The following is a 13923-nucleotide window of genomic DNA, read 5'->3' as shown; positions in this document are numbered from 1 at the left end:
CGTCGAGATCGTGCGCAAGGCGCTGTCGGCGCCCGCTCGCCAGATCGCTATCAACGCCGGCGAAGACGGCTCGGTGATCGTCGGCAAGATCCTGGAGAACAAGGCCTATAATTACGGCTTCGATTCCCAGACCGGCGAATATGCCGACCTCGTCAAGAAGGGCATCATCGACCCGACCAAGGTGGTCCGCACCGCGATCCAGAACGCAGCCTCGGTGGCCGCGCTCCTGATCACCACGGAAGCCATGGTCGCCGAGCTGCCCAAGAAGGGCGGCGCCGGCCCGGCGATGCCCCCCGGCGGCGGCATGGGCGGCATGGACTTCTGATCCAGCCATCTCAAGGAGTACGAAACCCCGGCAGCAATGCCGGGGTTTTTGTTTTGGGCAACCTTCCCGCCACCGCCATTCCGGGGCGCGCCCTCTTGGGCGCGAGCCCCGGAATGACGAGCGGACGGAGCGCAGCGCAATCCGGCCACGCACACCGCCTGGATGACGAGACCATTCACCGCACCTTCCCCAGCCGCTCCATGTGCGGCTCGCCGTCTTCGTCGAACGACCAGAAGATCCGCGTCACCTTCCCGACGAGATTGTCCATCGGCACGAAACCGAATGTCGACGTCATGCGGCTGTCGGTGGAATTGTCCCGGTTGTCGCCGAGCACGAAGAAGTGGCCCGGCGGCACCGTGAAGACATCCGTATTGTCCAGGAAGCCGTTATCGATGCAGTCATAGGTCACATAGGACACGCCGCTCGGCAGCGTCTCGCGCCACCGCTTGACCTTGAAGCTGCCATCCACACCGCAGGCGATGCCTGCGAGCCCGTGCTCGAGCGGCGCGCGTCACTGGACGGTCGTTGAGCATGAGCTGGCCCTGCCGCACCTGGATGCGGTCGCCGGGCAGCCCGACCATGCGCTTGACGTAATCGACCGAACTGTCCTTCGCCGTCCGGAACACGACGATTCGCCATATTCCGGTTCGGCGGCGAACAGGCGGCCCGAGATCCAGGACGGCGCGAAAGGAAAGGAATAGCGGCCGTAGCCATAGGCATATTTCGCGACGAAGACGTAGTCGCCGACCATCAGCGTCGGCGCCATCGAACGAGAAGGGATGTTGAACGGCTGATACAGCAAGAAGCGAAACAGGAACGGCGGCGACCACAGCAGCGGAATCAACAGGATCAGGATGACAATCGCCTTCCATTCACGCGACTGCGCCGACGACCGCGGCCGGAATGTTTCCTGAATGGTCATGCACCTGCCCTGATCAAATCCGTAGCCGTCGCGAGATTACGCAACTTTCGCGCGCGTGCAATCCCGGCTCCGTGATCTCGGTCGCATAGGTTCGGCCATTCATGGCAAGGGCGACACAACGGATATGTGAAGGCCGCCCATGGGCCTTCGGGTTTTCACGCGCTCTCGGGTTATCCCCGCGCAAGTTCGCTGAAACACGCTCGCAGCCAGTCGATCGTCACACGTGTCGCGGCGTCGCGCTTGAGATGGTTTTGCACGAGCAGCCAGACGTCGCGGCGTTTCGGCAGCAGCGTGGCGCGCAGGCGGCGATCGCCGAGCAGCTCGGTGCAGCTGTGCTCCGGCAACACGCCAGCGGCCTGATGCGAGCGGATCAGGGTGCGGATGATGCGGACATTGTCGGTCACGCAGCGAGGGCGGATTTTCTTCGTCCGCAGGAATTGCATCTCGGGAATGGCGCCGAGCTCGTCCGGATAAGCGCATAGCACCGGCTCGCCTTCAGTCGCGTCCGGTTCAAAATAGTAGATGCGGATGTCGCCGAGCCTGGAGATCGAAAAGTCGCCCTTGTCGGGCTTGCGCAGGCGGATCGCGAGATCGGCCTCCCAGCGCGAGAACCTGACGTTCTCGCTCGAGGTCAGGAATTGCAGCGTCAGGCCGGGATTGGCGCGCAGGAACTCGCTCGCATGCGGGGACAGCACCTCCTCGGCGACCGCATTGGTCGCGGCGATGCGCAGCCGCCCCACGGGGCCGGGCATGCTCTCACTGATGCGACCGATCTCGGCGGCATGCGCGGCCATGGCTTGGACGTGCGCCAGCACCGCCTCGCACTGACGCGTCGGCTTGCGGACACCGTCGGCAGCCTCAAACAGGCGCAGGCCGAGCGCATATTCGATGCGCGCCAGCCGACGTCCGACCGTGGTCTCGTCGATGCGCAGCCGCGCGCTGGCGCCGGCATAGGTGCCCTCGTCTCTGACCGCGGCGATGATGCGAAGATCGTCCCAATTCATGGTTTCAAGGCTACATCGGCTGGCATTGGCCTGCAATATCGCAGCCGTCGGCTGCAATATCCCTGCATATCGGCAGGCTACCGACGAGCTATGCTCGGCCAACCTTACGCTTGGAGATTCTGAAGATCATGATGCCCGCAAAGACCCTGCTGCAGCTCGCCGGTGCCGACCTCACTCCGCCGCGTCTTGACGACGCCGCGCTGGTGCTGATCGACATCCAGAACGAATATCTCGCAGGTCCCCTCGCCCTGCCGGACGCCAAGCCTGCGATCGCGCGGGCGACCGTCCTGCTGGCGCGGGCGCGCGAGCGCGGATCTGCGATCATCCATATCGCCCATCGCGGCAAGCCCGGCGGCCTGTTCGATCGCTCCGCCGATCGCGGCGCCATCGTCGCCGAGCTCGCGCCGCTTGCGGACGAGCTCGTGATCGAGAAGGAGTTGCCGAACGCTTTCGCCGGCACCGGCCTGCAGGCGCAGCTCGCCGCCAGCGGACGCAACAACATCGTGTTGGCCGGATTCATGACGCACATGTGCGTCAGCTCCACCGCCCGCGCCGCGCTCGATCTCGGGTTTCGCACGACCATCGATGCCGATTCCTGCGCCACGCGTGATCTGCCCGACGGCCGCGGCGGCACGCTGGATGCCCGGACCATCCACGAGGTCGCGCTGGCCGAGCTCTCGGACCGCTTCGCGATCATCGCGCGCGGCGATGCGCTGGCGTGAAGGAGTTCAGGATGCTGCAGCTCTATTTCTTCCCGATGGCCTGCTCGCTCTCGAGCCGTATCGCGCTGATGGAGGCGGGCGTCGAGGCTCAGTATCACCTTGCCCATATCTGGACGAAGAAGGTCGTGGACGACGACACCGATTTCCGCGATGTGTCGCCGAAGGGCGCGGTGCCGGTCCTCGTCCTGGAGAACGGCGAGCGGTTGACCGAAAGCGCGGCAGTGCTGCAATACATCGCCGATGTGAGGCCGCAGGCGGGCCTTGCGCCCCGGTTTGGCGATCCCGACCGCTATCGCCTCCAGGAATGGCTGAGCTTCATCGGCGCCGAGATCCACAAGGCGTTCCTGTTTCCGGCCTTCTGGTACAAGGACGACGGCTCGCTCGCCAAGCCGCGCGCTAGAATTGTGCAGACATTGTCGGCGCCATCAGCGCATCTGGCGGACCGCGAATTCCTGGTCGGTCACGGCTTCACCGTTGCGGATGCGCATCTCACCTGGGCGTTGCTGCTGCTCCGTCATGCAGGAATCGATATCGCGCAGTGGCCATCGTTGGCCGCCTATCTCGAGCGCATGCAGGCGCGGCCCGCCGTGCGTGAGGCGATCGCGACCGAGATGGCGCTGCGCAAGACGATGGCGAGTTGAGCGCGTCTCACTCCACCCGCGCCAGCACCGCGAGCTTGCGGATGCCCTTGTTGCGGTAGGCGTCCAGGAACGCGTAATAATCCTTGAACGACACGCAGCCGTTGGAATCGCCGTTCGGACCGAGCATGAAGGTGTGCGCGAGCAGGCCGTCGCGGCCGTAGATCGCGCTCTCGCCGCCGAGCGGGGTCAGGCGCAGCGCCGGCACGCCGTGGAACAGCGCCTCGCGCGGCTTCAGCGTGTAGATGTGCGGCGGCGTCACACCGCGCATACGCTGGCGCTGGGAGCGCGGATCGTCGAGATTGGAGCCGAGGCCGGAATGCGCCTCGAGCTTGGTGCCATCGGGCAGATAAACCGTCTTGGCGGTGATGTCGTAGACCGCGGTGTCGCGCTCATAGGGCGGCGCACCGCCGAACATCGGATTCTGCTCCTTCGGCGCGATGGACGCTGTGATGCTGGCATCGGCCGAGGCATACGCCAAGAGCCCGCCGGACGGCTCACGCTTGCCCCAGAGTTTCTCGACCATCGATTGGCGCGGACCGGTGATCGACATCACCGCAGCCTTGGCGCGATCGGCGAAGGATTTTGGTTTAGCCTCGGGCGCCGGCACGATCTCGGCCGGATCGGCCGAGGCCAGCTGCACACCGGCGTCAGCGCGCTTGGCCTTGGCAGCGTCCACGATCTTGGCCGAGCCTTGCGGCTTCAGCGCGTCCGCGACCTTCGCGATCACGTTGGGCTTCGCGGCTTCCTTCGACGCATCCTTGATAGCGTCCTTGGCCTCGGCAACGCTGATTGCCGGCGCTGCAGGCGCGGCGCTGGCCGCGCTCGAGGCCACGCCTTGCGTCGCAGCCGCGGCAAAGCGCTCGTTGAACATCTCGCGCGAGATCGGCGCGGTCACCTGCAACCGGTCCGGCAGGAGCGCGAAGGTTTCCTTGACCGCCTCGCCCGCCTCGCGCAGCACCACCTTGGGTGCGCGCTTGATCACGGGCTCGTCGTAGCCGCTGTTGCCGACGGTCGGATAGACGCTGGCGCCAAGGATGTTGTGGTAGATGGTCCAGCCGGCGCCAATCACGACGCAGCCGATCGCCGTGGCGCCGAGCCAATTACGGGTGGTCATTTTCCGGGAAGATTTCCGCGAATAATTCTTCGAGAATTTCTTGGACTTCCGTGCCGCGTTACTCTGCGCAGCGATACTCGTACTCATTCGCCTTGCGTCCAGGACGGTGTCACTCAGTCCCCCTTCGAAGCGCCGCTGGTCACGATCCGGGACCAGCATCTCGCAGAGGGTCGGAGCGTCATTAAGGCGACTTTTAGTTAAATGCAGATTAAGTTCAGGCGGATATGGGGCAACTCGTTAACGTCGTCCCATTTCGGGAAAAAAGCCCGCAGAATTACGGCCTTAGCCGAAACTGTTAACCATGAATTCTCGACCGGTTCAGGCCGGCCACCCGACGCCTCCGCCCGCAGCCAAGACGCACCCAACAGCGCCTTTTTCGTGATCATCAAACTGGGCCTGACCACAGCGCCGAGGGGTTGCGAGGCTGGTGGACTCCAGCCGCCCTGCCGCGCGCCGGGCGGTCGCGGCAACAGCTCATGCAGGTCACGCACCGCGGGACGGAAGTGCTCACGCGGCACGGCGCTGTGACTGAAAGTTGATCGCGCCGGCCTGGAAATCGCCGCGACGAGAAAATAGCTCCTGAGTCAGTACTTTTCGGCAGCCTCTGCGTGTGATACGGTACCGTATCAACATCGCCTTGAACTGTGCCGAGCACGCAAACGGAGGCAGGCATGAGAGGCTTTTCGCGCGCCGGGTTTTGCGCCCTGGCGTGTTTATTGTTGTTGATTGGGTTTGCAAGGGCACAGTCTGCTGCCAATGCGGGCTGTACGGCATCGCCGTCGGCCGTGGGCACGCAGGTTTGGCGCTGCGACAACGGCATCACGATCGTTGCGGAAAACGGCGCCAGATTTGAACTAAAGGACGCCAACCGCGACGGACATATAGACTCCGTGGAATTGAGCAGCAAAGCCCTGCTGATCGAGGTGCCCAAGAAGCCCGGCGGCAATCCCTTCAAGGTGTTGACCCCGCAGGCGATCGCGGCGGTGCGCGGCACGAAATGGGCGGTCGATGTCGCGGACGCCAAGACCTCCGTGTTCGTCGCTGACGGCCGCGTCGGCGTGACCCGCAGGGCTCGTGGACGCGGTGTCGTGCTCGGACCCGGCGAAGGGGTCGATGTCGAGGCAACCGGCCCGTTGACCGTCAAGACGTGGGGCCAGCCGCGCGTCGACGCGCTGATGGCACGACTCGGACAATAAGCTGGGTCGATAAGGCTCAGCTCAATAAGATTTGGACAGTAGAAGATTGCAAACCGACCGCATGCGTAGCCGACGCGTTCAGATCCTGGTGGCACTCGTTCTCACCGCGCTATGGGGCGCGGGCATCTTTGCCGCGCACGCCAACGGCCATCTGCGCTTTCTCGACCGCCTCGAAGCGACGTTGACGGATTGGCGGACCCAGGTCCGCGGCGTGCAGCGCCCGCCCGATCTCGTCACCATCGTAGCGATCGACGATACTGTGGTGAAGCGCGGCGGCAGCTATCCGCTGCCCCGGGCCGATCTCGCCCGCGTCGTCGACACCATCGTGCAGTTCAAGCCGAAGGTCATCGCGATCGACTTGCTGCTGGTCGACCGCAGTGCCGCGATCGGCGATGCGACGCTCGCCAACACGCTCGCCACCGGTCCGATGGTGCTCGCGGCGGCGGCGATCTTCCCGACCGACAGCGAGACCGTGGCGCCGAGCAGCGAAGGTCCCCTTGCGGTCCTGCCGCAGGCCGAGCGCTTCCTGCTGCCGCTGCCCGCCTTCGCCGAGCATGCAGAGGTCGGCGTCGTCAACGTCGCGACGGGACAGTCGGGCTCGCCGCTTTCGGTGCCGATGCTGTTCCGGACGGCCGACAAGGTCGAGCTGTCGTTTCCTTTGCGCGTGGCGGCCCGCGCGCTCGACAAGCCGCTGACGATCGCGCCGGATCATCTCAGGCTCGGTGACCGCGTGGTGCCGACCGATACCGACTTCGCGCTGCCGATCACCTATTACGGCCCGCGCCGCACCATCCGCACCGTCAGCGCGCAGAGCATTTTCGACGGCACGCTCAACCGCGCCGCGATCGAGAACCGGATCGTCGTGATCGGCGCCGCGGTCGCCGGCGGCGGCGACTTCTACCCGACGCCGTTCGATTCGCTGATGCCCGGCGTCGAGGTGGTCGCGACCGCAATCACCCACCTCGTCGCTGGCGACGGCATCGTGCGCGACCGCAGGGTGCATACCGCCGACGCATTCGCCGCGATCCTCTTGCCAATGCTGTTGGTCGGCCTGCTTGCCTGGCGGCGCAGTGCACTCGGCATCATGGCGGCGGCCGCGGTGATGATCGCGTGGGCCGGGCTGAACCTGTTCGCGTTCACCCACGGCATCTGGCTGAATGCCGCGACGACGCTCGCCGCGGCCGTGCCGCCGGTTGCGATCTTTGCCGGCGTGCAGCTGTGGGCGGGAGGCCGCCGCACGCAATATCTCGCCGCCAAGAGCAGGTCGCTGGCGCAATTCCAGGCGCCGGCGGTGCAGGACTGGCTGGCGCGCGATCCGAATTTCCTGTCCAAGCCCATTCGGCAAGACGCCGCCGTGGTTTTCATCGATCTCTCTGGCTTCACAGGCTTGAGCGAACGGACCGATCCGGACGCGCTCCAGGACATCCTGAAGGCGTTCCACGCGCTGCTGGACAAGACCGCAGCCGATTGCGGCGGCTTGATCACCGGCTTTCTCGGCGATGGCGCCATGATCCTGTTCGGACTGCCGCGCGCAATACCCGATGACGCGGCGCGCGCGCTGAAATGCGCGATCGACCTGCATCGCGGAGTCGAGCGCTGGATCGCCTCGTTGCCGCCTGCCATCGGACATCAGCTCGGCTTCAAGATCGGCGCGCATTTCGGCGAGATCGTCGCCTCCCGCCTCGGCGAAAGCCACCAGCACATCACGGCGACCGGCGACACCGTCAACGTCGCGAGCCGGCTGATGGAGGTCGCCGCCCGGAACGGCGCGCGGCTTGCGCTGAGCGATACGCTGCTGGACACCGCCGACTTCCACGGCGCTCCCGACGGCATCCTGTCAGGCCCCCTGCTCACGCAAGTCCGCGGCCGCTCCGGCGTCGTGACCGTCTGGTTCTGGCGCGATCGGGACGTACCGGACCAGGCCGCCACCAAGGCCGAGATGATCGGCTGAAGCCCTTACCGCGCTTCCGGCGGCGGGGAGCGGTCGAGCACGTCGCCCTTGGCGCCTTCCAAGAGATCGATGCCGTAGGTCTCGACCACGAGCGGCCCGCGCTTGCGCTGCAATTGCGCAATCTGCGTCACCTTCTCAAAGAGGTCGTTGAGGGCAGGATGACCATCGCTGCGCAGCTCGTCGACATAGAGCAGCTTGCCGGCGAGCAGCTTGGGATCGGGGTCGGGCATGTTGACCCAGCGGATGCGCTGGGTCTGCTGGGCCACGCAGGTGCCGCGCGGCAAATAAAAGGCGAGCCAGCCCGTGGTGCCATAGTCCTGCGCGAGCACACAGGTCGCGCCACTGCGCGCGCGCACCGCTTCGATCTGCGCGGCAAGCTCACGCCAGCCGACGCCGACGCTGCGCACAGTGGCATCGCGGCGATAGCCGGACAGCCAGCCGGTATTGGCCTGCACGATCAGGACCGCAAACATCACGATGCTGACCGGCGCGGCCCACCGCAGGCAGAAATCCACCAGGCGCCGCTGGCGCGGCTTCCACTGCACGAGGTTGGCGGCGGCGGCCGCGGCGACGACGAAGGGTGGGTAGACCGGCGCAAACCAGTTGGCCTCGACGCGGGCGTGTAGCGAATGCCAGACGAAATAAGCAACGACGGTCCAGAACATCGTCGCGATCAGCACGCGCGAGGCCAGCGCGCCGGCCCGGTGCCAGGTCAGCGCATGCAGCCCCATCGCGCCCAGGATGAAGACGAGCGGGGTCGCAAACGCGATCTGGGTCGGGATCAGCTCGGCGATGAAGACGGGACGGAAGTCCTCGATTCTGGCGCGGCCGAGCTGCTTTGCGAACGACACCCAGTGATGGTCCGCATTCCAGAGGATCACCGGCGAGAACAGCGCGAGGGCCACGAGACCGCCGAGATAGGGCCAGGGCGAGAGAAACCAGTGCCGCAGCTTCGGGACGGAAGCGAGCCAGATCAGGATCGCCAGCCCAAAGAACATCGCGGTGTATTTCGACAGCAGCGCCGCACCGACGGCCGCGCCGGCCGCAAGCCACCATGCTCCGCGTCCGGTCTCCAGCACCTTTGCGAGGAAGAACAGCACGAAACTGGAGGCGACCAGCAGCGGCGCATCAGGCGTGACGATCAGCGTGCCAACCGCGGCCATCATCGTCACGTTGAGCAGGATGGCGCTGGTGGCGGCCACGCGCGCGCTGCCGAACAGGATCGCGGCCGAGCGGTAGACCGCATAGCTCATCGGCAGCGCCAGCAGGATCGAGACAAGGCGGACGCCGAGCTCAGTGTCGCCGGCAATCATGGTGCCGGCGCGGATCACATAGGCCACCATCGGCGGGTGGTCGTAGTAACCGCCCGCCAAATTTTTCGACCACATCCAGTAATAGGCTTCGTCGAAGGTGATCGGCGTGAAAGCCGCGGCGACCAGCCGCAACACGACCAACGCAAGAATCGTGAGCGCGGTGTTGCGGACGATCCGCGCGTCAGCTCCGCCCATATCGCGCTATTTCTTGCGCCAGACGAACAGTCCGGACATCGCGTAGTTCCACACCACGCCCATCAATGCACCGGCCATGCCGGCCAGCCACCAGATCGGCTCCTGGTCGTAGACCGAGAAGGCGACGCCGACATTGGCGAGCAGGCCGACGCTGCACACGATGTAGAAGGCGATCAAGCCGCGCAGCAGCGCAAAGCCCTTCAGCCGCTGGTCGCGATAGGTGAGGAAGTTGTTGAGGATGAAATTGCTGGTCATGGCGACGATGGCGCCGGCGGCCTGCGCCTCCGCGAACGGCGCCTTGAACAGCTGAAGCGCGATGAACAGCGTGGCGAGATGCACCACGAGGCCGATGCCGCCGACCATCGCGAACAAGATAAAGCGCAGCGAGACGATGTCGTTGCTCAGCTTGGCCAGCACGAGGCCAAGGAAGTCCAGCGCGACCATGGAATCGAGCTTGCTCTCGCCGTGCTGCCGGGCGCCAAAGGTGTAGGGAATCTCGACCGCACGTAAGTTGCCATGCGCGGTCGCGACCAGGTCGAGCAGGATCTTGAAACCGTGCACCGACAGCTTTGGCGCGAGCTGCTCGAAACGATCGCGGCGGATCATGAAGAAGCCGCTCATGGGATCGGCGATCTCGACCCGCAGCATCTTCCGGGCGAACTCGGTCGCCAGCGCGCTGGCCCCCGCGCGCTGCTTGTTGAAGCCCTCGCTCTTGTAGCCCTCGATGTAGCGGCTGCCGACCACGATGTCGGCTTGATCGCTCGCGAGCAGCAACAGCATCTTCGGCAGTTGCGTCTCGTCATGCTGCAGGTCGGCGTCGATCACGGCCACATAGGGTGCGCTCGAGGCGAGGATGCCCTCGATGCAGGCGCCTGACAGGCCGCGGCGGCCGATGCGGCGGACACAGCGCACACGGCTGTCGCGCTGCGCCAGCGCACGCACGACGTCCCAGGTGCCGTCGGGCGAATTGTCGTCGACGAACACGACTTCCCAGGCGACGCTGGCGAGCGTCGCCTCCAGCCGCCGGTACAGCACCGTGACGTTGTCGCGCTCGTTGAAAGTCGGGACGATCACCGACAGTTCCGGCCCCTCTTGAGCCTGCGGCAGGTTGTCGGCGCCCGGTCTGATCGCTTCATTCATGACGGAGCGTATATCCGCCGTGTCTTGCGCTGCCAAGTTCTTGCGCTACCAAGCCGAGGTTTGTGTGGGGAACGGCCCAAAAGAGGGCCTAAAATGCCAACGACCCCGGAACGGCGGGCCGCGCGTACATCCGGCGCAGGCCTGAGCTATTCCAAGGTCGTTCCAACGACGGAGAACGTCACTCAACGTCGCCGTTAGAAGCTAGATAGGAATGGCGAGGCCGCTCCGCAAGGCCCCCTTCAGGGCACTTTTCCGCCCCCTATTGGTTGGGCACTTCCCGAATCACAGGCCCTCGCGGCGCCGGCGCGGCAGGGGCGGCGGGTGCCGCGGCAGGGGCTGACTCGACTTTTACCGGCTTGGGCGGCCTGCCGTACTGGCCAATCGGGCCGAATACGACGGCGACCGCAAGCACGGCCGCCGCGACGATCGCGCCCAGAATGCCCCCCACCGACTCAGACGACATGGACCCATCCCTGTTCCAGATGCGCCCAGTGATATCATGGATGACCGCACAGCCGGAAGGGTTCGCCATGCCGCAAAGCTCAATGGAGCTATTTCTGCGGCGGCCGGTGCTTGACGTAGGCCATCACAATGTCCTTCTGCGCCGACTCCACCGCCCTGTTTGCGGTATCGAGATGGGCGCCGGCATCGATGTTGGGGTAATGCGTGGTGAGATAATCGAGCAGCACCACGCGATAATATTGCCGCTCCGATGGACAGGCGCCCGCGACCGAACGGCCAAAATCCTGTTCCGACAGGCCCTGATTAGAGTCGCGGGAATATTCCCGCGCCAGGCAATGCCAGTAATCGTCGCGGCCCTGCTGGGCGAGTTTCTGTGCGCTTTTGGTGTCGTCGTCATCCGCCAAAGCAGAACATGTCATGGCAGCAGATGTCATCATGACGAGCGCGGCTCCCAGCAACAGCATCCGCATCTTGTTCTCCTTTTTTCGCGGGTCCAGGCGCGAGCTTAGACAGGACCGGCCAACTGGCCAATCACAACTGGTTTGATTAGGATGAGGTCCCTCCCCGTCGATGCGAGATCCTTCCGTGGCCAAAGCAAAAACCGCGTCAAAAAAATCCGGCAACATCTTCATCGGCATCGGCGGCTGGACCTTCGAGCCCTGGCGCGGCGTGTTCTATCCGGAGAAGCTGACGCAGGCCAAGGAGCTGTCGTACGCCGCCTCGAAGCTGACCTCGATCGAGATCAACGGCACCTATTACGGCTCACAGAAGCCGGAGAGCTTTCGCAAATGGGCGAGCGAGGTGCCCGAGGGTTTCGTGTTCTCGGTGAAGGGACCGCGCTTCGCCACCAATCGCCGCGTGCTCGCCGAGGCGGGCGATTCCATCAAGCGGTTCTACGATTCCGGCGTGCTGGAGCTCGGCGACCATCTCGGGCCGGTGCTCTGGCAGTTCGCGCCGACGAAAAAATTCGACGGCGCCGATTTCGGCAAGTTTCTGGAGCTGCTGCCGCGCCAGCTCGACGGACGCGCGCTGCGCCATGTCGTGGAAGTGCGCCATGACAGCTTCTGCACGCCGGATTTCGTTGCGCTGATCCGCGAATTCGAGACGCCGGTGGTGTTCGCCGAGCACGGCAAATATCCGGCGATTGCCGACGTCGCCGGCGACTTCGTCTATGCAAGGCTTCAGAAGGGCAATGACGAGATCAAGACCTGCTATCCGCCGAAGCAGCTCGATGCCTGGGCCGCGCGCTTTCAGGCCTGGGCTTCGGGCAGTGAACCCGATGACCTGCCGAAGGTTGACAAAGCCAAGCCGAAGAAGGAGCCGCGCGACGTGTTCGCCTACGTCATCCACGAAGGCAAGGTGCGCGCGCCGCAGGGCGCCATGGAACTGATCGCGCGGGTGAGCTGAGGATGTCCATGGCGAAGGCGAAAAAACTCTTCACCATCGGCTATGAGCAGACACCGCCCAAAGCGGTTCTCGACGAGCTGGAGCAGGCCGGCGTCAAGCTCGTGGTCGACGTGCGCGCGGTGACGTCCTCGCGCCGGCCGGGCTTTTCCAAGAAGCAGCTGTCCGCGGGCCTCGATGAGCGCGGCATCGGCTATGTCCACCTCGCCGCGCTCGGCACTCCGAAGGAAGGCCGGCTCGCCGCGCGCAGCGGGCAATACGACGTGCTGGAGAAGATCTATTCAAAGCACCTGAAGACGCCGCAGGCGAGGGAAGAGATGGACGAGCTCTCGGCGCTGGTGAAGAAGGCCGGCCCGGTGTGCCTGCTCTGCTACGAGCGCGACCACACCCACTGCCACCGCCAGATGATTGCGGAGATCATCGAGGAGCGCGATGGCGTGGCGGTGACGAATCTGGCGGGGCGGCAGGTGTAGCGCTTCGTCATTCCGGAGCCTGCGTCAGCGCGAACTACGGTGCGCAATTGCGCACCTGAGAATCCATCGGGCGGCAGAGTTGGTGGACGGCTTCCGGGCTCAGCGCTACGCGCTGCCCCGGAACGACAAATCAGCCCAGCTTAAACGTCCCTTCCATCATCTGCACGCAGCTGCCACCGACATGGGCGGAGCGGATCTTGCCGTCCTGCTTGCGCACCCGCGTCAGCAGCAGGCTCGGCCGGCCCATGTCAAAACCTTGACCGACGGTGAGCTTGAATTCGCCGTCGCGCGCGGGGTCGAGGTCGGCGAACAGCGCGGCGGCCGCGACCGTGGCGCTGCCGGTGGCAGGATCCTCGGCGAGACCGCCGGCACCGCGCATGAACATCCGCGCTTGAAGCTCGCAGGGCGCCTCCGCCGCGGGCACATCGCGCGTATAGAACCAGGCCGAGGCCGCGCCGTCGCGCGGAAATACCCGGCCAAAGGCCGCCGCATCGGATCTCGCCCGCTTGAGCGCATCGCGCGAATGCAGCTCGATCACCAGAAATGGCGTTCCAACACCGACAACCTGCGGCACGTGACGGTCGACCTTGATATCCTCCGCGCTGAGCGAAATACAGCTCGCGGCATCCAGGGCAGGCAATTGCGACAGCCGGGACAGCGGCTGCGGCGCGGTGAGCTCGGTGCTCACCACCCGGCCCTGCTCCCGCCGGATGTCGACCGGCACGAGTCCGGCCTTCTCTTCGAACAGCAGGCGCGGCTTCGGCTCCTTGGCGATCGTCGCCAGCACGAAGGCCGTGCCGACATTCGGATGACCTGCAAAGGGCATCTCCCTGACGGGGGTGAAGATGCGCACCTCGGCATCATTCGCCTTGTCGCGCGGCGGCAGCACGAAGGTCGTCTCGGAGTAGTTGAATTCGGTGGCGATCGCCTGCATCTGCTCAGTGGAGAGCCCGCCGGCATCGAGCACCACGGCGAGCTGATTGCCGCCAAAGGCGCGGTCGGTGAACACATCGACGGTGATGTAGCGGCGCTGCATCTTTCGTTTCCCCATGCAAGTCGCG

At 65.1% G+C, this 13923-nt stretch carries 17 protein-coding genes; 7 read left to right on the top strand and 10 right to left on the bottom strand.

The features are described 5' to 3' along the window. A partial coding sequence (locus IVA96_RS20180; RefSeq protein WP_275974828.1) for a TCP-1/cpn60 chaperonin family protein occupies positions 1–325 on the top strand: 325 nt, incomplete at its 5' end. Positions 326–500: 175 nt separating this feature from the next. Here the strand turns inward: IVA96_RS20180 and lepB are convergent. The 4 genes from lepB to IVA96_RS20170 form a co-directional block, all read right to left on the bottom strand. After that, positions 501–794 carry a signal peptidase I gene (gene lepB, locus IVA96_RS35470; RefSeq protein ID WP_346015466.1) on the bottom strand — a complete coding sequence of 98 codons (294 nt, stop codon included), beginning with the start codon at positions 792–794 and terminating at the stop codon, positions 501–503. Then, positions 724–906 carry a S26 family signal peptidase gene (locus tag IVA96_RS35465; RefSeq protein WP_253075131.1) on the bottom strand — a complete coding sequence of 61 codons (183 nt, stop codon included), beginning with the start codon at positions 904–906 and terminating at the stop codon, positions 724–726. Before IVA96_RS35465 ends, lepB begins: the two co-directional genes overlap by 71 nt. Continuing rightward, the gene (locus IVA96_RS35460; RefSeq protein ID WP_253075130.1) at positions 837–1247 is read right to left on the bottom strand and encodes a S26 family signal peptidase; all 411 of its coding nucleotides are present in this window, start codon (positions 1245–1247) and stop codon (positions 837–839) included. Before IVA96_RS35460 ends, IVA96_RS35465 begins: the two co-directional genes overlap by 70 nt. Positions 1248–1417: 170 nt before the next feature. Then, positions 1418–2251: a LysR family transcriptional regulator gene (locus tag IVA96_RS20170; RefSeq protein WP_247280760.1), complete on the bottom strand. Its 834-nt coding sequence runs from the start codon at positions 2249–2251 to the stop codon at positions 1418–1420. A gap of 128 nt (positions 2252–2379) precedes the next feature. Here IVA96_RS20170 and IVA96_RS20165 point away from each other — a divergent pair, with 128 nt between their 5' ends. Further along, a complete protein-coding gene (locus IVA96_RS20165; protein ID WP_247280759.1) occupies positions 2380–2973 on the top strand; it encodes a cysteine hydrolase family protein in 594 nt (197 codons plus the stop codon). Positions 2974–2984: 11 nt separating this feature from the next. Then, positions 2985–3614: a glutathione S-transferase N-terminal domain-containing protein gene (locus IVA96_RS20160; RefSeq protein WP_247280758.1), complete on the top strand. Its 630-nt coding sequence runs from the start codon at positions 2985–2987 to the stop codon at positions 3612–3614. 7 nt (positions 3615–3621) lie between these two features. Here IVA96_RS20160 and IVA96_RS20155 read toward each other — a convergent pair whose 3' ends face one another. After that, positions 3622–4728, bottom strand: coding sequence for a DUF2778 domain-containing protein (locus tag IVA96_RS20155; RefSeq protein ID WP_247280757.1), 1107 nt, complete (start codon positions 4726–4728; stop codon positions 3622–3624). Positions 4729–5399: 671 nt separating this feature from the next. Between IVA96_RS20155 and IVA96_RS20150 the strand changes: the two genes are divergently transcribed. Beyond that, entirely contained in the window at positions 5400–5924 is a 525-nt protein-coding gene (locus IVA96_RS20150) for a FecR domain-containing protein (protein WP_247280756.1), read from the top strand. Positions 5925–5985: 61 nt separating this feature from the next. After that, positions 5986–7875, top strand: coding sequence for an adenylate/guanylate cyclase domain-containing protein (locus IVA96_RS20145; RefSeq protein ID WP_247280755.1), 1890 nt, complete (start codon positions 5986–5988; stop codon positions 7873–7875). A 5-nt stretch (positions 7876–7880) separates the two neighbouring features. On the opposite strand, the gene IVA96_RS20140 is transcribed toward IVA96_RS20145, so the two are convergent. The 4 genes from IVA96_RS20140 to IVA96_RS20125 form a co-directional block, all read right to left on the bottom strand. Further along, positions 7881–9383, bottom strand: a complete 1503-nt coding sequence (locus tag IVA96_RS20140; protein ID WP_247280754.1) for a glycosyltransferase family 39 protein — start codon at positions 9381–9383, stop codon at positions 7881–7883. Positions 9384–9389: 6 nt separating this feature from the next. Further along, complete coding sequence (locus tag IVA96_RS20135) at positions 9390–10523, bottom strand: glycosyltransferase family 2 protein (RefSeq protein ID WP_247280753.1); 1134 nt, start codon at positions 10521–10523, stop codon at positions 9390–9392. Between the two features lie 259 nt (positions 10524–10782). After that, positions 10783–10986, bottom strand: coding sequence for a hypothetical protein (locus tag IVA96_RS20130; RefSeq protein WP_247280752.1), 204 nt, complete (start codon positions 10984–10986; stop codon positions 10783–10785). Positions 10987–11074: 88 nt separating this feature from the next. After that, complete coding sequence (locus IVA96_RS20125; RefSeq protein WP_247280751.1) at positions 11075–11455, bottom strand: hypothetical protein; 381 nt, start codon at positions 11453–11455, stop codon at positions 11075–11077. 100 nt (positions 11456–11555) lie between these two features. Between IVA96_RS20125 and IVA96_RS20120 the strand changes: the two genes are divergently transcribed. After that, the gene (locus tag IVA96_RS20120) at positions 11556–12392 is read left to right on the top strand and encodes a DUF72 domain-containing protein (RefSeq protein ID WP_247280750.1); all 837 of its coding nucleotides are present in this window, start codon (positions 11556–11558) and stop codon (positions 12390–12392) included. An 8-nt stretch (positions 12393–12400) separates the two neighbouring features. Beyond that, complete coding sequence (locus tag IVA96_RS20115; RefSeq protein ID WP_247280749.1) at positions 12401–12862, top strand: DUF488 domain-containing protein; 462 nt, start codon at positions 12401–12403, stop codon at positions 12860–12862. A 130-nt stretch (positions 12863–12992) separates the two neighbouring features. On the opposite strand, the gene IVA96_RS20110 is transcribed toward IVA96_RS20115, so the two are convergent. Next, positions 12993–13898 (bottom strand): PhzF family phenazine biosynthesis protein, encoded by a 906-nt coding sequence (locus IVA96_RS20110; protein ID WP_247418795.1) that lies wholly within the window; start codon positions 13896–13898, stop codon positions 12993–12995. Between the last annotated feature and the right edge of the window lie 25 nt (positions 13899–13923).

Source organism: Bradyrhizobium sp. 159, from assembly GCF_023073795.1.
Taxonomy (GTDB): domain Bacteria; phylum Pseudomonadota; class Alphaproteobacteria; order Rhizobiales; family Xanthobacteraceae; genus Bradyrhizobium.
This window is presented reverse-complemented; position numbering and strand designations above follow the sequence as displayed.